General features: G+C 61.2%; 15 protein-coding genes and 1 pseudogene. 6 read left to right on the top strand and 10 right to left on the bottom strand.

Translation table 11 applies throughout. The features are described 5' to 3' along the window. The first annotated feature begins 41 nt into the window (after window positions 1-41). Complete coding sequence (locus PM2_RS16500; RefSeq protein WP_016714850.1) at window positions 42-1,076, top strand: OmpA family protein; 1,035 nt, start codon at window positions 42-44, stop codon at window positions 1,074-1,076. A gap of 57 nt (window positions 1,077-1,133) precedes the next feature. On the opposite strand, the gene cobA is transcribed toward PM2_RS16500, so the two are convergent. From cobA to PM2_RS16525, 5 genes are all read right to left on the bottom strand, one after another. Then, window positions 1,134-1,874, bottom strand: a complete 741-nt coding sequence (gene cobA, locus PM2_RS16505; RefSeq protein WP_016714851.1) for a uroporphyrinogen-III C-methyltransferase — start codon at window positions 1,872-1,874, stop codon at window positions 1,134-1,136. A gap of 27 nt (window positions 1,875-1,901) precedes the next feature. Continuing rightward, on the bottom strand, window positions 1,902-3,572 hold the full coding sequence (locus PM2_RS16510) for a bifunctional protein-serine/threonine kinase/phosphatase (RefSeq protein ID WP_016714852.1): 1,671 nt from the start codon (window positions 3,570-3,572) through the stop codon (window positions 1,902-1,904). 9 nt (window positions 3,573-3,581) lie between these two features. Continuing rightward, the gene (locus tag PM2_RS16515; protein ID WP_016714853.1) at window positions 3,582-4,793 is read right to left on the bottom strand and encodes a nitrate/nitrite transporter; all 1,212 of its coding nucleotides are present in this window, start codon (window positions 4,791-4,793) and stop codon (window positions 3,582-3,584) included. Between the two features lie 172 nt (window positions 4,794-4,965). Next, window positions 4,966-5,541, bottom strand: a complete 576-nt coding sequence (locus tag PM2_RS16520; RefSeq protein WP_016714854.1) for an ANTAR domain-containing response regulator — start codon at window positions 5,539-5,541, stop codon at window positions 4,966-4,968. 11 nt (window positions 5,542-5,552) lie between these two features. Further along, on the bottom strand, window positions 5,553-6,767 hold the full coding sequence (locus PM2_RS16525; protein ID WP_028699269.1) for a CmpA/NrtA family ABC transporter substrate-binding protein: 1,215 nt from the start codon (window positions 6,765-6,767) through the stop codon (window positions 5,553-5,555). 156 nt (window positions 6,768-6,923) lie between these two features. Between PM2_RS16525 and PM2_RS16530 the strand changes: the two genes are divergently transcribed. Continuing rightward, entirely contained in the window at window positions 6,924-7,949 is a 1,026-nt protein-coding gene (locus PM2_RS16530; RefSeq protein WP_016714856.1) for a quinone-dependent dihydroorotate dehydrogenase, read from the top strand. A gap of 97 nt (window positions 7,950-8,046) precedes the next feature. On the opposite strand, the gene rmf is transcribed toward PM2_RS16530, so the two are convergent. Then, window positions 8,047-8,262 carry a ribosome modulation factor gene (rmf, locus tag PM2_RS30145; RefSeq protein WP_003248687.1) on the bottom strand — a complete coding sequence of 72 codons (216 nt, stop codon included), beginning with the start codon at window positions 8,260-8,262 and terminating at the stop codon, window positions 8,047-8,049. 560 nt (window positions 8,263-8,822) lie between these two features. Here rmf and rlmKL point away from each other — a divergent pair. Together rlmKL and PM2_RS16540 are read left to right on the top strand one after the other, a co-directional pair. Continuing rightward, window positions 8,823-11,015, top strand: coding sequence for a bifunctional 23S rRNA (guanine(2069)-N(7))-methyltransferase RlmK/23S rRNA (guanine(2445)-N(2))-methyltransferase RlmL (rlmKL, locus tag PM2_RS16535; protein ID WP_027609585.1), 2,193 nt, complete (start codon window positions 8,823-8,825; stop codon window positions 11,013-11,015). A 94-nt stretch (window positions 11,016-11,109) separates the two neighbouring features. Further along, a complete protein-coding gene (locus PM2_RS16540; RefSeq protein WP_028699268.1) occupies window positions 11,110-13,500 on the top strand; it encodes a sensor domain-containing diguanylate cyclase in 2,391 nt (796 codons plus the stop codon). Between the two features lie 69 nt (window positions 13,501-13,569). Here PM2_RS16540 and dacB read toward each other — a convergent pair whose 3' ends face one another. From dacB to PM2_RS16565, 4 genes and pseudogenes are all read right to left on the bottom strand, one after another. Continuing rightward, on the bottom strand, window positions 13,570-15,027 hold the full coding sequence (dacB, locus tag PM2_RS16545; RefSeq protein ID WP_016714859.1) for a D-alanyl-D-alanine carboxypeptidase/D-alanyl-D-alanine endopeptidase: 1,458 nt from the start codon (window positions 15,025-15,027) through the stop codon (window positions 13,570-13,572). Between the two features lie 201 nt (window positions 15,028-15,228). After that, a complete protein-coding gene (locus PM2_RS16550; RefSeq protein ID WP_003248695.1) occupies window positions 15,229-15,573 on the bottom strand; it encodes a YggL family protein in 345 nt (114 codons plus the stop codon). A gap of 41 nt (window positions 15,574-15,614) precedes the next feature. Continuing rightward, window positions 15,615-16,937, bottom strand: a pseudogene (locus PM2_RS16555) (Hpt domain-containing protein); the annotation flags it as partial. 416 nt (window positions 16,938-17,353) lie between these two features. Continuing rightward, the gene (locus PM2_RS16565) at window positions 17,354-17,692 is read right to left on the bottom strand and encodes a helix-turn-helix domain-containing protein (RefSeq protein ID WP_051564700.1); all 339 of its coding nucleotides are present in this window, start codon (window positions 17,690-17,692) and stop codon (window positions 17,354-17,356) included. A 504-nt stretch (window positions 17,693-18,196) separates the two neighbouring features. Here PM2_RS16565 and PM2_RS29535 point away from each other — a divergent pair. Continuing rightward, window positions 18,197-18,808, top strand: coding sequence for an antitoxin Xre/MbcA/ParS toxin-binding domain-containing protein (locus PM2_RS29535; protein WP_051564699.1), 612 nt, complete (start codon window positions 18,197-18,199; stop codon window positions 18,806-18,808). 276 nt (window positions 18,809-19,084) lie between these two features. Further along, window positions 19,085-19,309, top strand: a complete 225-nt coding sequence (locus tag PM2_RS30760; protein ID WP_141745089.1) for a hypothetical protein — start codon at window positions 19,085-19,087, stop codon at window positions 19,307-19,309. The last annotated feature ends 1,161 nt before the right edge of the window (window positions 19,310-20,470 follow it).

Consider the following 20,470-nt stretch of genomic DNA (forward strand, 5'->3'; position numbering starts at 1 on the left):
TGGTGGGACGGCTTAACTATCACCAGATGGGGATTTAACGGATGAAATTGAAAAACACCTTGGGCTTGGCCATTGGTTCGCTCGTAGCCGCCACTTCGATTGGCGCTATGGCACAAGGTCAAGGCGCCGTCGAGACCGAAGTTTTCTACAAGAAAGAATTCTTCGACAGCCAGCGCGACTTCAAGAACGACGGCAACCTGTTCGGCGGCTCGATCGGTTACTTCCTGACCGACGACGTTGAACTGCGTCTGGGCTACGACGAAGTACACAACGCTCGTGGCGAAGACGGCAAGAACATCAAGGGCTCGAACACCGCCCTGGACGCCGTTTACCACTTCAACAACCCGTACGACGCTATCCGTCCGTACGTTTCCGCTGGTTTCTCGCACCAGTCGCTGGGCCAGACCGGCCGTGGCGGTCGTGACCACTCCACCTTCGCCAACGTTGGCGCTGGCGCCAAGTGGTACATCACCGACATGTTCTACGCCCGTGCCGGCGTAGAAGCTCAGTACAACATCGACCAGGGCGACACCGAGTGGGCTCCAAGCGTTGGTGTTGGCCTGAACTTCGGCGGTAGCCCGAAGCAAGCCGCAGCCGCTCCGGCTCCAGTTGCTGAAGTCTGCTCCGACTCCGACAACGACGGCGTTTGCGACAACGTCGACAAGTGCCCAGACACCCCGGCCAACGTTACCGTTGACGCCGACGGCTGCCCGGCTGTTGCCGAAGTCGTTCGTGTTGAGCTGGACGTCAAGTTCGACTTCGACAAGTCGGTCGTCAAGCCAAACAGCTACGGCGACATCAAAAACCTGGCTGACTTCATGAAGCAGTACCCACAAACCACCACCGTGGTTGAAGGTCACACTGACTCCGTGGGTCCAGACGCTTACAACCAGAAGCTGTCCGAGCGTCGTGCCAACGCTGTCAAGCAAGTGCTGACCCAGCAGTACGGCGTAGAATCCAGCCGTGTTGACTCGGTAGGCTACGGCGAAACCCGTCCGGTTGCTGACAACGCCACCGAAGAAGGCCGTGCTATCAACCGTCGCGTTGAAGCTCAGGTAGAAGCTCAGTCCAAGTAATTGGCCTGATGTTTCATGAAAAACCCGGCCTCGGCCGGGTTTTTCTTTGCTCGGATTTTACCCGGCGACTGCCAACAGTCTCTGAACCTGTCGTTCGTCAACCACCTCGCCAATCACCAGAATCGCCGGGCTACGCAAACCAAATCCCTGCGCATCTTTGACCATCCCCCGCACATCGCTCCTGCACTCTCGCTGTTGCGGCAATGAGGCATTCTCGATCATCGCCACTGGCATTCCGGGTGCCATGCCACCCTCCAGCAACCCCTGGCGAATCTGCTCCAGTCGCGCGACCCCCATGTACACCACCAACGTCGTTCCACCCTGGGCCAATGCCTCCCAGTTCAGCTCGCTGTCGTCCTGCGTATGCGCCGTTACCAGCGTTACCCCTCGGCTCACCCCGCGTGAGGTCAGCGAAATCCCGCATTGCGTGGCGCCTGCCAGACCGGCCGTGATGCCGTTGACCAACTCCACCTCAATACCATGCCCCTGTAGCCACAGTGCCTCTTCGCCGCCACGGCCGAAAATGCACGGATCTCCACCCTTGAGCCGTACCACGCAACGTCCTTGCCGAGCATGGCGCAGCATCAGGCGCTGGATGAACGCTTGTGGCGTGGAGCGGCACCCGCCGCGCTTGCCCACGGCAATCACCCGGGCCTGCGGGCAATGCTGCAGCACCGCCGGGTTGACCAGGTCGTCGATCATTACCACTGCCGCTTGCTGCAAGGCACGCACGGCCTTGAGGGTGAGCAGTTCAGGGTCGCCAGGGCCGGCGCCTACCAGCCAGACTTTTGCATTCATCGGGTATTCCTCGTTGGCAGGGTGCGCTCAGCCTTTGAGCAGGCCAAGCAGCAGGATCAGGTTGAGTAGCAACGACAGCAGGGCTAGGGTGCGCCATACCTTCAACGGCTCGCGTTCCAACAAGGGGCGCGGCCTGTCAGGCAGCTCTTGACGGTCGCCACGCTCAAGCAGCAACAACCAGTGTTCGGCCGTTTCGAAGCGCTGCGCCGGGTCGGCCGCCACCGCCTGCTGCAGGTTGTGCTGCAGCCATTCCGGCAAGTCGGGGCGGTAGCGTGCAGCGTTGACCGGCTGGCCGAAGCGCGGGCGCTGAAAGGCTTCCACCTCGCCATACGGGTAGTGCCCGGTCAGCAGGTGATACAGCGTCACGCCCACGGCATACAGGTCCTGGCGCGGGCTGGGTGGTTGGCCGTCGAACGCTTCCGGGGCGATGTACGACGGCGTGCCGGGCACGTCGTGCGGCGAGTCTTCGGAAAGGCCGGGGCAATAGGCCAGACCGAAATCCAGCAGGCGCAGTTGGCCATCGCTGCCCAGGTGCAGGTTGTCTGGCTTGATGTCGCGGTGCAGCAGGTTGCGCCGGTGCAACACGCCAACCGCCTGCAGCAGTTGCCGGGCCATTTCGAGCCACTGCGGCAGGGGCAGCGGACCATGCTCGGCCAGCAACGTCGCAAGGTTTTGACCGGAGTATTCGCGCATTACGTAGTACAAGTGTTGCCGATGGCTGGCTGCATGCAGCTCGGGGAAGTGCCGGCCCGCAACGCGTCGCAGAAACCACTCTTCGAGCAACAGCGCCTGTGCAGCACCGGATGCTTGCTCGCGTTCGGCAGGTAAGGTCTTGAGCAGCCAAGGCTGGCCCTGGCTGTCGCGCACCCGGTACAGCAGTGACTGGCGGCTTTGTGAAAGCAGGCGTTCGGCCCGCCAGTCATCAATCAGTTGCCCTTCGCGCAGCGCGCCGGGCACCGGCCACTGCTGCAATTGCGCCAGGGTATCGCCCAGGTTGGCGGTGCCCAGCTGTTCGACGTGTACCAGCAAGGCACTGGCATTGTCTTGGCTGCCATTGAGATGCGCGCTGGCAACCAGTGTGTCGACGGCCAGTTGCAGGTTGGTTTGTTCGCGCAGCACGGCCTGGATGTGTTGGTCGCCCAGGCTGGCCCAGACCCCGTCGCTGAGCAGCAGGAAGCACTCACCCGGTTGCAGTTCGCCTTCGAGGTAATCCACCAGCAGGTGTTGGTCCAGGCCCAGTGCGCGCTTCAGCACATGCTGCATGCCCGGTTGATCCCATACATGGTCTTCGCTCAGGCATTGCAAGTGCCCGGCGTGCCAGCGATACACGCGACAATCACCGACATGGGCCAGCGTGAAGCGCCGGCCCCGTAGCACCAGTGCGCTAAGGGTGGTCAACAATGGCTGGCCGCTGCCTTGGGCGCGCAACCAGCGGTTCTGAGCCAGCAACAGGCGGTCCAGGGCCTGGGCCACGCTCCAGGTGGCGGGGGTGGCGTAGTAGTCCAGCGCCAGTGCCTGCAAACTGGCGCGTGCTGCCAGGCCGCCATCGGCGCATTGGCTGACGCCGTCAGCGAGGGCGAACAGGTAGCCCTTGCTGGCGGCCAGCTCTGGCGCCGGGGTGACCAGGCGCAGGGCATCCTGGTTTTCCTCGCGTGGCCCGGTAGCGCTGGCTTGGGCGAACTTCAGTTGCAGGCTCATGGGTGCCCCTCAGACCCGTGCAGCGGTCACGGCTGCCGAGCCCCAGGTGGTGCGCCAGCGTTGTTTCACGCCATGCAGGCCGAACCAGGCCAGCAGGCCAAGGCTGGCGAACAGCCACAACCCCAGCTGGTAGTCACCGGTGTGCTGCTTGATGGTGCCAAGCCCGGCTGCCAGCAGGAAACCACCGATACCGCCGGCCATGCCGATCAGCCCGGTCATCACGCCGATCTCCTGGCGGAAGCGCTGTGGTACCAACTGGAATACCGCACCATTACCGGCGCCCAGGCCAAGCATGGCGCTTACGAACAGCGCCAGTGCGGCGGCTGCGGACGGCAGGTTGAAACCGACTGCCGCGATGCAGATGGCTGCAACGCTGTACATGCCCAACAGGGTGCGGATACCCCCGAAGCGGTCGGCCAGGGCGCCGCCGAGCGGGCGCATCAGGCTGCCGGCAAATACGCAGGCGGCGGTGTAGTAGCCGGCTGTGACCGGGCTCAGGCTGTACTGGTCGCTGAAGTAGCCGGGCAGGGCGCTGGCCAGGCCGATGAAGCCGCCAAAGGTGACGCTGTAGAAAAACATGAACCACCAGCTGTCGCGGTCGCCGAGGGCCTTGAGGTAGTCGGCCATCGCTTTTGGCTTGGGGCGTTGTGGCGCATTGCGCGCCAGCAGGGCGAACACCACCAGCGCCAGCGACAACGGAATCAGCGCGAAACCGAACACATTGTTCCAGCCAAAGCCGGCAGCCAGCGCCGGGGCCAGCAGGGCGGCGAACACCGTGCCGGAGTTGCCGGCACCGGCGATGCCCATGGCCTTGCCCTGATGCTGCGGCGGGTACCACTGTGAAGCCAGCGGCAACGATACGGCAAACGACGCACCGGCAAAGCCGAGGAACACGCCCAGCAGCAGGGCCTGTTCGTAGCTGTGCACACCCAGGTGCCAGGCGCACGCCAAGGCGACGATGACGATCACTTGGCCGATCAGCCCGGCTGTTTTGGGTGACAGGCGGTCAACCAGCACGCCCATGGCGAAGCGCAGGATCGCCCCGGCCAGGATCGGCGTGGCCACCATCAGGCCCCGTTGTTGTGCGCTCAGTTGCAAGTCGGCGGCAATCTGCACCGCCAGCGGGCCCAGCAGGTACCAGACCATGAAGCTGAGGTCGAAGTACAGGAACGCGGCGAACAGCGTGGGCACATGCCCGGATTTCCAGAAGCTGGTACTCATCGAACACCTCACTTGGCAATGCAACGGAACGAAAAAGACGCCGCCACCCGCTCCACGGTCGTGGAGGGGAGAGCGACGTCTTTGTCGGGATTTAAGTGGGGCAACCGCCGTTGGCTACCGGTGATGTTTGTTCAGCAAGAGATGGGCCAACTTGGCCCGTACGGGAGCGTTGTCAGCCCAGCATTTCGTGCATGGCAATGATCTGCTCGGCCACCTGGATCAGCTTCTGCTGTCGGCTCATGGCCTGTCGGCGCATCAGGGTGTAGGCCTGTTCTTCGTTGCAGTCCTTCATCTTCATCAGCAAACCCTTGGCCTGCTCGATGCGCTTGCGTTCGGCCAACTGCTGGTCGCGTGCCAGCAGCTGCGCCTTCAGCGCCTGGTCACTTTCAAAGCGGGCCATGGCCACATCCAGAATCGGCTGCAGCCGCGCAGCATGGATGCCTTCGACGATGTAGGCACTAACGCCTGCCTGGATCGCCTGGCGCATCACGCCAGGGTCGTGCTCGTCGGTGAACAGCACGATGGGGCGCGGCTGGTCGCGGCTGACCAGCACCACCTGTTCCATCACGTCGCGGTCCGGTGAGTCGGTATCGATCAGCACCACATCCGGGCGCACCGTTTCGACGCAGGCGGGCAGGTCGATGGTCAGGCCTGGGGCTTCGGTAACCTCGAAGCCGGCCTCGATCAACGCCGCCTTGAGGCGGCCGAGTTTGTTCTGGGTGTCGTCGATCAGCAGAATGCGCAACATGGTTGTCCCCCTCACGCGCCGACGCGGGCATCGGGCAGGTCGCCCAGGGCATGCAGGCTGAAGCTGCGGGCATAGCCATAAGGATCGCTGCCGTCCCAGCGGGTGCCATCGATCAGCAGGCTGTTGCGCATCGGCTGTTCGGGGCACGCGACGCCCAGGCTTTGCGCCGCCTCGCTGTACAGCGCCAACTGCTGAACCTGCCGAGCCACACCGAGGTAGTCGGGGTCTTCGCGCAACAGGCCCCAGCGGCGGAACTGGGTCATGAACCACATGCCGTCGGACAGGTAAGGCAGGTTGGCCCGGCCTTGGTCGAACAGGCGCAGGGCGTGCGGGTCTTGCCAGTGGTTGCCCAGGCCATCCTGATAGAGGCCGAGCAGACGTGGCTCGATGCTGTCCAGCGGGGTATCCAGGTACGTGTTGCCGCTAAGCAGTTGCGCAGTGCTGCGACGGTTTTCGGGGCTTTGCTCGATGAACCGGCTGGCGGCGAGGATCGCTTTGATGAGCGCGCGGGCGCTGTTGGGGTATTGTTCGGCGAAGGCGCGAGAACACGCCAGCACCTTTTCCGGATGGTCTGGCCATATCGACTGGCTGGTGGCCAGCGTAAAGCCTTGGCCCTTGGCCACAGCATCGGCGGCCCAAGGTTCGCCCACGCAGAAACCGTCGATGCGCCCCGCCTGGATATGCGCGGCCATCTGGGCCGGCGGCACCACTACGCTGTCCACGTCGCGCAGCGGGTGGATGCCCTGGCTGGCCAGCCAGTAATACAGCCACATGGCGTGGGTGCCGGTGGGGAAGGTCTGGGCGAAGGTCAGGCGTGCGCCATGCTGGTGCACCAGGCGCGCCAATGCTTCAGGGTTGGTCACGCCTTTGCGCTGCAGGGCCGGGGAGAGGTTGATGGCCTGCGCGTTCTGGTTCAGCCCCATGAGCACGGCCATGTCACTGGCCGGTACGCCACCGATGCCCAGGTGCACGGCATAGACCAGGCCATACAGGCAGTGCGCGGCATCCAGCTCGCCGCTGACCAGCTTGTCGCGCAGCCCGGCCCAGGAGCCTTGGCGCTTGAGGTTGAGGGTAAGGCCGTATTGCTGGGCGAAGCCCTGGGTGGCGGCGACCACCACCGAGGCGCAGTCGGTCAGGGCCATATAGCCGATGTTCAGGCTGGGCTTTTCCGGCGTGTCACTGCCATTGACCCAGGCCAGGGGCGTTGCTCGGGGTACGGTGTTCACAAGGTTCCTCGCCTGTACTGATAAGGCTGTGGACCAAACCGGTGCAACCGATGTGCCAAGGGTTGCCGGGGCGCGTAGCCGCCCCACGATTTGCTGTCCTGCCAGCCCTAGGCTGGCTATAATCGCCCCCTCACTCACCCCGAGCCTTGCCCGCCCATGTATACCCTGGCCCGCCAGCTGCTGTTCAAGCTTTCCCCGGAAACTTCCCACGACCTGTCCCTGGACCTGATCGGTGCCGGTGGCCGTCTTGGCCTCAATGGCATGCTGTGCAAGCAGCCGGCGGCATTGCCGGTTTCGGTCATGGGCTTGAACTTCGCCAACCCGGTGGGCCTGGCCGCAGGCCTGGACAAGAACGGCGCGGCCATCGACGGCTTTGCCCAGCTGGGCTTCGGCTTCGTCGAAATCGGCACCGTCACCCCGCGTCCGCAACCGGGCAACCCCAAGCCAAGGTTGTTCCGCCTGCCGGAGGCGACGGCCATCATCAACCGCATGGGCTTCAACAACCTGGGCGTCGATCACTTGCTCGGCCGCGTGCGTGCCTCGCGTTACAACGGCGTGCTGGGCATCAACATCGGCAAGAACTTCGACACCCCAGTCGAGCGCGCCGTGGATGACTACCTGATCTGCCTGGACAAGGTGTACACCGCCGCCAGCTACATCACCGTCAACGTCAGCTCGCCGAATACCCCGGGCCTGCGCAGCCTGCAGTTCGGCGATTCGCTCAAGCAGTTGCTCGATGCCCTGGCCGAACGCCGCGAGCAACTGGCTGCTACCCATGGCAAGCGTGTACCGCTGGCCATCAAGATCGCCCCGGACATGAGTGACGAAGAAACTGCGCTGGTGGCTGCCGCGCTGATGGAGTCGGGTATGGATGCGGTGATCGCCACCAACACCACGCTGGGCCGTGAAGGTGTCGAGGGGCTGCCGTATGGCGGCGAGGCGGGTGGCCTGTCGGGCGCGCCGGTGCTGGAAAAGAGCACCCACATTGTCAAGGTGCTGGCAGGCGAGCTGGGCGGCAAGTTGCCGATCATTGCCGCGGGTGGCATTACCGAAGGTCGTCACGCTGCCGAGAAGATCGCTGCCGGTGCGAGCCTGGTACAGATCTACTCGGGCTTCATCTACAAGGGGCCAGCGTTGATCCGTGAAGCGGTCGATGCCATTGCGGCATTACCGCGCGGTTAAACGGCAGGCATAAAAAAGGGCCCCGTCAAGGGGCCCCTGGGCCGCAGCCCGCCGCCCGGATAGGGCGCGCATGGTGACTCGAATTCAGTGTCCTCGTTCAGCCAACGGCGTGATTTTCGTTGAGTCTATGGATGCCAGCGGTGCCAGTCATTCCGTCCCAGTTATCACCGCGACCTTCGCGCCAGCCGTTGATCCAGGCTTGGCGAACAGAAGGAAGATTGAAGGGGCAAAGTTCGCGGGATTTGCCGGTGACCCCGTATTGGTAGCCACGTGAATATGCTCTTTCCAACGGATCACGCTTAAGTCTTCTCATAGGGTGTTGCCCTCACTTGTTGACTGTAATGTCCCGTCGGCCTCTCCGAGGCCGGGCAGAGTCTTTCTGCCGGTTTGCGCCCGCTGCCGGCGTGGCGGGCTGAAGGTGCCGCCTCGTTGCGAAGCGGCCTGAGACCAGTTCTATCGAATGCGAGTCACGGTGTGAATGATCGATTTGTCATAAGCACGTAACCTTTCCTAGGGTGAGGGGATAAGTAAATAAATGCGACTCAACCTTGTTTGGCGTTGAGCCCGCTGTGATCGGGGTTTGCTGAACATTGACGTCATTTCGCCAGCGTTGCTTGCGGATGACAGAAATAATTTGAAATGCGACGAAGGGTCACATCGCCCCGGTTATCGCCAGAATTTTTCATACTGCCTGATGATCTAAGCTGTCTTGGCCACCGGGCCGAGTGCAGATCGGTCAGGTGGCCTGGCCCTTCGCGGCACGTTCATGTGCCAGGAAGGGCCACCCGCACGCCTGCTGGAAAGGCCTGCGGGCAAACATCGCGGGGTGATGCGTTGCCTCGTCAGTCAATAGCCCAAGGCTCTGGAATACTCATGTCGGACCGTTTCGAACTCTACCTCACCTGCCCCAAAGGCCTTGAAGGCCTGCTTGCCGAAGAAGCCAAAGGCCTTGGCCTGGACGAAGTGCGTGAGCACACCTCGGCCATTCGCGGCGTCGCCGACATGGAAACCGCCTACCGCCTGTGTGTCTGGTCACGCCTGGCCAACCGGGTGTTGTTGGTGCTCAAGCGCTTCTCCATGAAGAACGCCGACGACCTTTACGATGGCGTGCACGCGGTCGACTGGGCCGACCACCTGGCAGCCGATGGCACCCTGGCGGTGGAGTTCAGTGGCCATGGCTCGGGCATCGACAACACTCACTTTGGTGCGCTGAAGGTCAAGGACGCAATTGTCGACAAGTTGCGCAACCGCGAAGGCCTGCGCCCGTCGGTGGAAAAGATCGACCCCGACGTGCGTGTACACCTGCGCCTGGACCGTGGCGAGGCCATTCTCTCCCTCGACCTATCCGGCCACAGCCTGCACCAGCGTGGCTATCGCCTGCAGCAAGGTGCTGCGCCGCTGAAGGAAAACCTGGCGGCTGCGGTGTTGATCCGTTCTGGCTGGCCGCGCATTGCCGCTGAAGGGGGCGCGTTGGCCGACCCGATGTGCGGTGTGGGTACCTTCCTGGTCGAGGCCGCGATGATCGCCGCCGACATCGCGCCCAACCTCAAGCGTGAGCGCTGGGGCTTCAGTGCCTGGCTCGGCCATGTGCCAGCGCTGTGGCGCAAGGTGCATGACGAAGCGCAGGCGCGTGCACAGGCTGGCCTGGCCAAGCCTCCGCTGTGGATCCGTGGCTACGAGGCCGACCCGCGGCTGATCCAGCCGGGCCGCAACAACGTCGAGCGTGCCGGCCTGGGCGACTGGGTGAAAATCTACCAGGGCGAAGTCAGCACCTTCGAGCCGCGCCCGGACCAGAACCAGAAAGGCCTGGTCATCAGCAACCCGCCCTACGGCGAGCGTCTGGGTGATGAAGCCAGCCTGCTGTACCTCTACCAGAACCTCGGCGAGCGCCTGCGCCAGGCCTGCATGGGCTGGGAGGCAGCGGTGTTCACCGGCGCGCCGCAGCTGGGCAAGCGCATGGGCATTCGCAGCCACAAGCAGTACGCGTTCTGGAACGGCGCCTTGCCGTGCAAGCTGCTGCTGTTCAAGGTGCAGCCTGACCAGTTCGTCACCGGCGAGCGTCGCGAAGCACAACCTGAGGGCGCGCAAACCCGCCAGCAACCCGCCGTTGCCAGCGAACCGGCACGCCTTTCGGAAGGTGCGCAGATGTTTGCCAACCGTTTGCAGAAAAACCTCAAACAACTGGGCAAGTGGGCCCGTCGCGAACAGGTCGACTGCTACCGCCTGTACGATGCCGACATGCCCGAGTACGCGTTGGCTGTTGACCTGTACCATGACTGGGTACACGTGCAGGAGTATGCCGCGCCACGCTCGATCGACCCGGAAAAGGCCCAGGCGCGCCTGCTCGATGCGTTGGCAGCCATCCCGCAGGCGCTGGGCATTTCGCCGCAGCGCGTAGTGCTCAAGCGCCGCGAGCGCCAGAGCGGCACCCGCCAGTACGAACGCCAGGCGACCGAGGGCCGTTTCCAGGAGGTGAACGAAGGTGGCGTCAAGCTGCTGGTCAACCTCACCGACTACCTCGACACCGGGCTGTTCCTCGACCATCGCCCGATGCGCATGCGCATCCAGCGCGAGGCTGCCGACAAGCGCTTCCTCAACCTGTTCTGCTACACCGCCACTGCCACCGTGCATGCGGCCAAGGGCGGTGCGCGCAGCACCACCAGCGTCGACCTGTCGAAAACCTACCTGGACTGGGCGCGGCGCAACCTGGCGCTTAATGGCTTCTCTGAGCGCAACCGCCTGGAGCAGGGTGATGTGATGGCCTGGCTGGAGGGTAACCGCGACAGCTACGACCTGATTTTCATCGACCCGCCCACCTTCTCCAACTCCAAGCGCATGGAAGGCGTGTTCGACGTGCAGCGTGACCACGTTCAACTGCTAGACCTGGCCATGGCCCGCCTGGCGCCGGGCGGCGTGTTGTATTTCTCCAACAACTTCCGCAAGTTCCAGCTGGACGAGCACCTGATGGCGCGTTATGCGGTGGAGGAAATCACTGCCCAGACCCTGGACCCGGACTTCGCCCGTAACAACCGGATTCACCGGGCCTGGCGTCTGCAGCTGCGCTGAGCCGACGAGGTACATTGCGTGGCTAATGGCCAATGGCTATAAATGTGGGCAGGGCAAGATAATCCGCAGGACGCTGACGTGACGAGAAGGGTGTATGTCAAAGTGTGGCGTGCGTGCGCGGTTATCTGGCCTGTGCACAGAGACCGTGTCCGCGTGGGCGGTGGCGCTGGTGGCTTTGGTGGCGGGCGGTCTGTTGACGGCCGCCTTGGCGCTGGCCGCACAGGCGTTTTACAAGCAGCAGCTGCGCCAGCGCTTTGAGTTGCTGGCCAGCGAACGTTACAGCCGTATTGCCGAGCGTTTTGATGAACAACAGCAGCGCCTGGATGGCCTGCGGCGGTTCATCAGCTTTTCCAACGAAGTGACACCACGCGAATTTGACGGTTACGCCCGGCCGTTGCTGCAGCGTACCTTGGCCTACGCCTGGGCGCCGCGTGTCGAAGCCGCGCAGCGCGCCGAGTTCGAGCAGCATGCCCGCGAGCATTCCGGCCCGGGCTATGTGATCCGTGACCAGGATGCGCAAGGCCAGTGGCACCCCGCGCCGCTGCGCGACCATTACTTCCCTGTGTTGTATACCCAATCCGGTGAAATGCCCGGGCTGCCCTATGGACTCGATCTTGCCGGCCAGGGTGAGCTCCAGGCTGCCCTGGTGCGGGCGCTCGGATCTGGCAGCATGGCGGTGTCCGAGCCCTTGGCCATGTACGATATTCCTTCGTACGCGCGCGGCTTGGTGCTGGTAGCCCCCGTGTTTTCCGATGCCAACCCGCATGGCGCTGCAGTGGGCTATGTGGTGGCTTTGTTGAGCATGCGCGAGATGGTCAGCGATGGGCGCCCTGTGGCAGCGGATGACAACCTGGTGGTGCGTATCGTCGACCCGTCCGGGTTGCAAGGGCCGCAAGTGCTGTACGACTCGCAGAACCAGGTTGCCCCCTTGTCGCTGAGCAGCAACCCGCTGCTGCACCTGGCAGACCACCACTTCCAGCTGAGCATCCTGCCGAGCCAGGCCTTCGTGCGGGCCAATCGCACATCGGCGGTACTGGCGGTCGGCTTGCTGGGCGGGTTGTTGAGCCTGCTGCTCAGTGGCTTGCTCTACAGCCTGTTCAGCCAGCGCCAGCGTGCCCTGGCCCTGGTCGAGCAGCGTACCGCCGAGTTGCGGGTCAGCGAACAGTCCTTGCGAGGTACCCATAATCAGTTGCGCAGTGTATTGGAGGCCGCGACCCAGGTGGCCATTATTGCCACCAACCTCAAGGGCGAAGTCAGCACGTTCAACACGGGGGCCGAGCGTATGCTGGGTTATTCGGCCAATCAGGCCATCGGCCATTTGCGCCTGGAGGACCTGGTGCTGCCGGACGAATTGAGCCTGCGTGCGCATGCGCTCAGCCAGCGTTTTGGCCGGCACATCGCCGGTGGCCAGGCGCTGTTTGCAGAAACCGTTTACGAGCGAGGCGCCGAGCCGGTTGAGTGGACCTTGCTACGCGCCGATGGCAGCCAGTTGGTGGCCAACATGCTGGTCACGGCCATGCTTGACGAACAGGGCCTGTGGGTTGGTTACCTGGCCATCTGCATCGATGTCACCGAGCGGCGTCGGGTACACGAGGCACTGGCGGCGCGCGACCGGCTGCTGGAAAAGCTCAGTGCCGAGGTGCCGGGCGGTATTTATCAGTATCGCCTGGATGCCGATGGGCATTCGTGTTTTCCCTACGCCAGCAAAGGCCTTTACGACATCTACGAAGTGGACCTGCAGCAGTTGCGCGAAGATGCCTCGGTGGTGTTCGAGCGTATCCACCCCGATGACCTGGAGCGCGTACGCCGTTCGGTACGTTACTCTGCCGAGCACCAGGCACCCTGGCGCGAGGAATACCGGGTGTGCCTGCCACGTGCTGGCCTGCGCTGGGTGCGTGGCGAAGCGACGCCGGAGGTGGGAGAACAGGGCTGTACCTTGTGGCATGGCTACCTGACGGACATCTCGGACCTCAAGGGTGTGGAGGAAGAGTTGCGGGCGCTGTCGGTGACCGATTCACTGACCGGCATTCATAACCGCCGCTACTTCCAGGAACGGCTCAAGGTCGAACTGGAGCGGGCTCAGCGTGATGGCTTGGCGCTGGCCGTGATCATGCTCGATATCGATCACTTCAAGCACATCAACGACCGCTTTGGCCATGCCGTCGGCGACCGGGTGCTGCGCAGCCTGTGCCAGCGTATCGGCCAGCGCTTGCGGCGTACCGATGTGTTCTGCCGGTTGGGTGGAGAGGAATTCATGGTGCTGTGCCCAGGCAGTGATGCCGAGCAAGCGCGGCTGCTGGCGCTGGAGTTGTGGCATGGGCTACGCAATGTGCCGGTGGACGGCGTGGGCAAGGTGACGGCCAGTTTTGGTGTGGCGGGATGGCGGCCGGGGGAGGGCGCCGATGCCCTTTTGTTGCGGGCGGATGCGGGGGTGTATGCAGCCAAGCAGGCGGGGCGGGACAGGGTGGAAGGCGAGTCAGCCTGAACGTTTTTGGCTGCCCGTACCGGCCCTTTCGCGGCTATAGCCGCGAAAGGGCCGGTACGGGCTAACCAATCAGTTGGCTGCAGTGCTGCCCGCCAGCTTCGGTTGGCGATACAGGTCCAGCAGCACCTGGTCGAGCACCTGCGAAGCCCCCCATGGTTTCGGGTCGTTGAGGATTGCCGCCACTGCCCAGGTGTGGCCGTTGCTGTCACGGCTGAAACCGGCAATCGCCCGCACAGTATTCAGCGTGCCGGTCTTGATGTGCCCTTCGCCGGTCATGGCTGTGCGCTTGAGGCGTTTGCGCATGGTGCCGTCCATGCCCACCAGCGGCATCGAGCTCATGAACTCGGCGGCGTAGGGGCTCTTCCAGGCGGCCTGCAGCATCTCGGCCATTTCCCGGGTGCTGACCCGTTCGGCACGCGACAGCCCTGAGCCGTTTTCCATCACCAGGTGCGGCGCGGTAATGCCTTTCTTCGCCAGCCACTGGCGGACCACGCGTTGCGCGGCACGGGCGTCGTCGCCGTCGGCATCGGTGCGGAACTGCGCGCCAAGGCTCAGGAACAGCTGCTGGGCCATGGTGTTGTTGCTGTACTTGTTGATGTCGCGGATCACTTCCACCAGGTCTGGCGAGAAGGCGCGGGCCAGCAGGCGTGCACCTTTGGGCACGTTCTCGATGCGGTCACCGCCCTGGATGTTGCCACCCAGCTCGTTCCAGATCGCGCGCACGGCACCGGCGGCGTAGGTCGGGTGGTCGAGCAGCGACAGGTAGGTCTGCGAGTTGCAGCCGTCACCCAGCTGGCCGCTGACGGTGACGCTGATGCCATCGGCTTGAGGTACCGGGTTGTAGCGCACATCACCCGTGCACTGCTTGGACGCCACGGCCTTGACCTGGTTGTCGATGCGAATGCTGGCAATAGGGGGTTCGACCGCGATGGTAACCTTGCCACCATCGTTGCGGGCCACGAAGCGCAGGGCCTTGAGGTTGACCAGCAGCGAGTCGGGTTTGACCAGGAACGGCTTGTTTTCATCGCCGCCGTCATCGTTGAACTGCGGCAGGTTGGGCTGCACGAAGTGGCTGCGGTCCAGCACCAGGTCACCGGTGATGGTGCGCACGCCATTGGCGCGCAGGTCACGCATCAGCAACCAGAGCTTTTCCATGTTCAGCTTCGGGTCGCCGCCACCTTTGAGGTACAGGTTGCCGTTGAGCACGCCATTGCTCAGGGTGCCGTCGGTGTAGAACTCGGTTTTCCACTGGAAGGTCGGGCCAAGCAGCTCGAGGGCGGCATAGGTGGTAACCAGTTTCATGGTCGAGGCCGGGTTTACCGAAACATCGGCATTGAACACGGTCGGGGTACCGGGCCCGTCCAGCGGCAACATTACCAGCGACAGCGCTGTGTCCTGCAGCTTGTTGGCTTTGAGCGCCTGCTGCACTTTGGCGGGCAGGGTGGTATTGACGGCGGCGGCATGGCTGGGCAATGCGAGTGGCAACAGCAGGCCGGCAAGAACGAGGGGGCGAAGCGTTTTGATCATAATGAATAAATACCCTGCAGCGAGGGGAAAGGGCATAGGGGCTGTAAGAGATGATGGCCCCAGGACGAAAGAATACGCATTATGCCCCAAGCGCAGCGACGATGCGCCACGTTCGACGGAAAAGCATGGCGGATAAAAAGCATCGGCAATAAAAAAGGCCACCCATGTGGGTGGCCTTTTCAGCGATCAGACAGGCAAGTATCACTCAGCCTTGTTGATCGGCTTTTCCGGGTACCAGGCGTCCAGCAGTGGGCTGACTTCGATTTTGGTCAGTTCGCTACGGCCTTTGAGCCAGGCTTCCACGGCGGCGCGTTGTTCTTCGCTGACCGAACCGCGCTTGACCGAGCACACGAGGCCGAAATCGTCACCGCCTACATAGTCCAGGCCGTTGGCGTCCATGGCTTCTTCCAGGAACGCATCGAGGAAAGCATCGATTGCCTGGTCATCCAGATCTTCCTTGAATTCCAGGTTCAGCTCGAAGCCCAATTCCTGAAACTCGTCGACACACAGCTTCTTGCGCAGACGACGGGAGCGGTTTGTGGCCATGAAACAATCCTCTTAGGTAATAACGCCGCGCAGTCTACCAGTTAACACGGCTGGCTGCCTGCCTGCGTATCGGTGCTTGGAGGCAATTCTTTGGCCAGCGCCAGCTCCACCCGTCGCATGTGCCGCGCCAATGCCTGACGCCGCAGGCGCAACTGGGCAGTAGGCAAGCCACCAGACTCCAGTGCTTCGCAGGCGGCCATCAGGTCGGGCGCTTCAAGCATGCGCGCCGCGCTGAGCACTTTGTGGGCCTGTTCGGCAATGGCATCGGCGTCGTGCTCTGGGTGCAGCGCCATCAAGGTGGAAAGATCGGCCTGCAGGCTCTGCTGCAGAGTCTGCAGAAAACGCCGGCGGTCGGCGGGGTCATGCCCGACTACTGCAGCCAGGCCATCCAGGTGATACAGGGGGCGTCGGCGCTTGCGCTGCCGGCGCGGGTTGATGCCGGCCAGGCGCTGGCTGAGGGTGCTCAGGCTGATGGGCTTGAGCAGACAGTCGTCCATGCCGGCGCTCAGGCACTTGCGGCGTACTTCTGGCTGAGCGTTGGCGGTATAGCCAAGAATGGTGCAGCGTGGCCGGTTGCCATGGCGCTCTTCGGTGCGCACGGCTGTCGCCAGCTGGTAGCCGTTCATGTGCGGCATGTTGCAGTCGAGTACCAGCACATCGAAGTTGCCCGCCCGCCAGGTGGCCAGCCCTTCACGGCCATCGCGGGCGCTGGCGTGCTCCAGGCCCAGGTAGGCAAGCTGCTGCGCCATCAGTTGCAGGTTGGCCGGATGGTCGTCGATCACCAGCACGTTCAGCCGCGGGTCGGGCACATCAAGCTTTTCGATCAGCGGTGCCGGCTGCACTTGCGCATCAACCTGTTGCAGCGGCATTTTCAGGCACACTTGGGTGCCGACCCCTTCGAGGCTTTTGAGGGTCAGGTCGCCACCCATCATTTCGCACAGGTTGCGGCAGATGGTCAGGCCCAACCCGGTACCTGCGCGCGCACCCTGGCTATGCGGGTTGGCCTGGACGAACGGGGTGAACAGGCGTTGCAGGTCGTCGGCGTGGATGCCGATGCCACTGTCACGCACTTCCAGTTGCAGTATGGCGGGCGTGCTGGTGCCGTTGTCCTGCAGGTCGGCGCTGATACGCACCTGGCCATGCTCGGTGAACTTGATGGCGTTGCTGACCAGGTTGGACAGCACCTGTTTGAAGCGCAGGGGGTCGAGCAAGGCATGGCAGCGCGCGGCCGGCGTGATCATCACCTCAAGTGCCAGGCCTTTCTGTCGCGCCTGGCCCTCGAAGATACGCCCCACCGACTCCACCAATGCGGCCAGGTCTACGGCCTCCGGCGCCAGGGTCAGGTGCCCGGACTCGATGCGCACGTTTTGCTACTTACGACAAGCAATCATCAGGACGATGGATGTCCGTATATTAATCTATTGGTACAGAATTGAACGGATAGATGTGACACAGCATTGCTCGTAGTGAGATCTCAATTCCTACGTTTGCCACCATCTGCGTGTGAACAGGATTAAACCCGTTGCATGAGTCTCGGTGAGCATTCCCAGGCACATGGCGGTAGTCAAGGGGCTCGTAACCAACGATGTGGGCCAATCCTCATGGCAGGCGAGGCACATGAGGTTGCGCTCGACGCTGCAATGATTCCAACTGTCATTCGAGTGGATGCTGCTCTGGGCGAGGCTCAAGAAGCTGCACCGATCTGTCTGATCCTTGGATCTCTTGAGTGAAAGAAAGAGCTTGGTCATCGAAGCTTCATGCGGTGCTCCCGCCCGTTCCCTCAATTACTCTCCTCGGTCCCGTCGCTCGGATCCGGACTAATCCCGCGCCGAGCGAGCACGCGCTTGTACCTCACATCTTGGACGGCGTCGCTGAGCAAGTGGTCCATATCCACCGATGGGTCGCGGATCAGGTAGCACTGGATAATGAGGGCGAGTGGGGAGACCCCCAGAACCTGCGCAAGCATATCGATCGTCTCCAGCGTGGGCGCACGCAGCCCTCTTTCAAGCAGGCTGACGTGCTCCCTGCTGATGATCGGCGGGAAATCCGTCTGAGCCAAATTGGCGCCTAGCCGCAGGTCTTTGAGCGCCTCCGCGAATGCCTGCCTGATGTCGCTCACTCGCTACCCTCCCGAAAAGCGAGTATGAAGCCATATTGTGATTTTTTTAGCTGCGTACTATAGTACGCATTGGATGTTATGAGGATATATAATATGTTCGAAACTAATGATCGGGGTCGACTTCTTGGCAGTCCTTTTTTCCCTCCTCAAGAAGGCGCGCATCACTGGGCGTATGTTACGGTGACATCAAATTCTGAATGGTTTTCTGTTATTCATGAAACGTTTTATGATGATTCTTGGCACGCTCAGCAGATCTTATTGCCAAGCCCGCCTTACCTTCTTGGTCTCACTTCGCGAAATAATAAGGAGGAGCGAATTCGGGAGATTCAGTTGATTTCTCCTCCTTGGCTAAATGGAAGTGGTGCGTGGAAAATGGACCCTCTTAGCGAAGTCAGAATCTCTGGTAAACATTATTGTTATGAGTTGGTCGACGGCACATTATATCCTTCGGAGTTGATGGGAAAGGAAGCAAGTGTTCTATGGAGGATGAGGGGGAGTACTTAGGTGAATAATTTCAACGAAAGTATTTTGAGTCAAAGGTATAGGTGTGTTTTGCAGTTGGGCGATGACGATAATCTGTTTGGGTTTCAATGTGAGGACGGTTGGGTAGAGGTTTTGGAAGGTGCTCTTCGAGTGTCCGTTAGGTATGCTCAGGAGGAGGGGGTGGATTTTAAGATTGATCAAGTAAAAGAAAAGTTTGGTGCTCTCCGGATTTACCACCGCGGTGGTGATGTAACGATCGATCGAATTTTCGATGTTGTAGAACTTGTATCATGCTTCATTTGCGAGAATTGCGGTGCACCTGGTAGGTTGAGGGAAGTTGCAGGTTGGTCGCAGGTAAAATGTCTTAAGCATCAGCTTCCTGGTCGATCGAATGACCGCAGTCTGAGGGCAAATATTCTTGTAGCCGAAGCGCAGGGCACGACCTACTCAGAGAGCTATGCCAAGGCGGTCTCATTGCTCCTGTGGTTCTTTGGCGACAAATACGCAAGCTGGCTTAACCAAGAGTGCCTAGCGCTCGGGGGGCTGAAGCCCGCTGAGGCCCTCGCGACGACGGAAGGTTGTGAAGAGGTCTGCAAGCTGATCAAGAGACTTGAGCATGGGGTGGCTACATAAGGCATGAACAGCATCGACACCTTCCGTCTTGTAATGGCGGACGAGCCACAACTTGAAAGATATCTCCGCCGAGAGTTGGAATGGCAGTTTTCCAACGGGCCAGTAAATTTGTGTGTAGTGCGTGATTACGTTTCCTCGCCTCGCCTTATGTCATTTGGCGTAAAAGCATTTTCGCACTCAGGGATGGTTTTGGCTGGTGACTCATACTAGAGTTTAGGCCCCATATTGGCCGATGGGGTACATAAGACATTTGCGCTTCATATAGATGAATGGCGCTTGATTTCAGAACAGGTTGAAAAGGTTCAGGAATGCAATTTTCGCGACCAATCTGTAATGAAACTTCAGGTTTGGGCGGTTGATCCGCGAAGGCTTGATGAATTCGCGATGGCGATTGCCGTCGCTATGAGTTACAAGGGAGCTGAATTAATGTCGGAGTCGAGAATTTCTTCAGCGCTGGATGATCTGTTTGCTAGATGGGGCTATTACTCGGACGAGTTTTGAACTGCTCTTGAGCTTGCGCAGTTTTCAGTAGGGCTGGCCCGTGCATTGACAAGTAACTTCTGCCGGTGAATGGTTTTTCTAGTACGGTTTGGTTGTGAGTAAGCAAACAAGAACTTTCTGAGGCTGCTATATGGGGCTTGTGTGCTTCGTGCGCGAAAATGCATCTCGTGAATATGAAATAGAAGCAAAATAAAAAACCGCCCCGTAGGGCGGTTGTTGCTTTAAAGATAGTTAGTGGCTATCTTTAATTTCACCCGATGGGTGTAATGGAGCAATAGCATCCTAACTCTAACGAACCAAAGAGTCAAATTGCCATCATTAGGAGACATAGTGCCATGTTGACGTGGTGGCAAAAAGCCATTGGTTCAATATCAAATGGCCTTTGTCAATAATGGCCATGCGCTACGATTTCGCAATTGCGGAAAAAATCGTATCATCCGACGACCGGTCGATAACCTGACGATCGGTAAGCGGACCTTTCGCCTAGGACTTAGTGGCCCTACCCAGTAGCGAAAGGCAATCGGATTCAGCCTGCCCGATGGTGTAATGGAGCACTTTCGGCCAGACGCGAGGCCCTGGGCTCGTTTCTGGAGCGGGCTGCTCAAGGAGTAGCTATGTTGATGCTCATCCTCAGGGTCGCACTGGCCATCTACCAAATCTGGAAGATGATCCGCGATTACTACAACCAACGTTGATAGTACGTGCGCCTCAGCCATCGGGCTGAGGCGCACGCCTGAGTGCTGCGTGGGGCTTTTAATTCCGTCTGGCTACCTAGCCAGTGGGTTAGTGCTAGCGAATGTCTAGGCAACGAAATGCACTGTCGCAGGCTCCCCGGCAGCAAGCCAGCGTGACCATTCTACCAGTTGGCTTCCTGCAAACCTCCCTCTTGTGCGAGATCTGGTGTCTCTGCGGTTAGTGGCGATCCACTAGTCATGCTCGAAATTGAAAAAGACGAACGTTTTCAGGGTGGTGCTTGGTCAGTACGTGCAGGTTATGCAGGTGGCGGGGCAGGGGGGGCAGCCCATGTCCTGAGCATGCCTTGCCCTTCAACCCTAGACGTTGAGCCGTGCTGCTGAATCGAGTCCGTCGATGTCGCCCTCTTCAACTTTCAGATCTAGCATCTGGATGACGAGATCAGCCATCCGGTCCGGCACCTAACGA

The sequence above is a fragment of the Pseudomonas monteilii NBRC 103158 = DSM 14164 genome (assembly GCF_000730605.1).
GTDB classification, from domain to species: Bacteria; Pseudomonadota; Gammaproteobacteria; order Pseudomonadales; family Pseudomonadaceae; genus Aquipseudomonas; species Aquipseudomonas monteilii.

Excerpts from the sequence above, each read along its gene's own strand:
- PM2_RS16500 (WP_016714850.1), top strand. The coding sequence starts at position 42 with ATGAAATTGAAAAACACCTTGGGCTTGGCCATTGGTTCGCTCGTAGCC.
- cobA (WP_016714851.1), bottom strand. The coding sequence starts at position 1,874 with ATGAATGCAAAAGTCTGGCTGGTAGGCGCCGGCCCTGGCGACCCTGAA.
- PM2_RS16510 (WP_016714852.1), bottom strand. The coding sequence starts at position 3,572 with ATGAGCCTGCAACTGAAGTTCGCCCAAGCCAGCGCTACCGGGCCACGC.
- PM2_RS16515 (WP_016714853.1), bottom strand. The coding sequence starts at position 4,793 with ATGAGTACCAGCTTCTGGAAATCCGGGCATGTGCCCACGCTGTTCGCC.
- PM2_RS16520 (WP_016714854.1), bottom strand. The coding sequence starts at position 5,541 with ATGTTGCGCATTCTGCTGATCGACGACACCCAGAACAAACTCGGCCGC.
- PM2_RS16530 (WP_016714856.1), top strand. The coding sequence starts at position 6,924 with ATGTATACCCTGGCCCGCCAGCTGCTGTTCAAGCTTTCCCCGGAAACT.
- rmf (WP_003248687.1), bottom strand. The coding sequence starts at position 8,262 with ATGAGAAGACTTAAGCGTGATCCGTTGGAAAGAGCATATTCACGTGGC.
- rlmKL (WP_027609585.1), top strand. The coding sequence starts at position 8,823 with ATGTCGGACCGTTTCGAACTCTACCTCACCTGCCCCAAAGGCCTTGAA.
- PM2_RS16540 (WP_028699268.1), top strand. The coding sequence starts at position 11,110 with ATGTCAAAGTGTGGCGTGCGTGCGCGGTTATCTGGCCTGTGCACAGAG.
- dacB (WP_016714859.1), bottom strand. The coding sequence starts at position 15,027 with ATGATCAAAACGCTTCGCCCCCTCGTTCTTGCCGGCCTGCTGTTGCCA.
- PM2_RS16550 (WP_003248695.1), bottom strand. The coding sequence starts at position 15,573 with ATGGCCACAAACCGCTCCCGTCGTCTGCGCAAGAAGCTGTGTGTCGAC.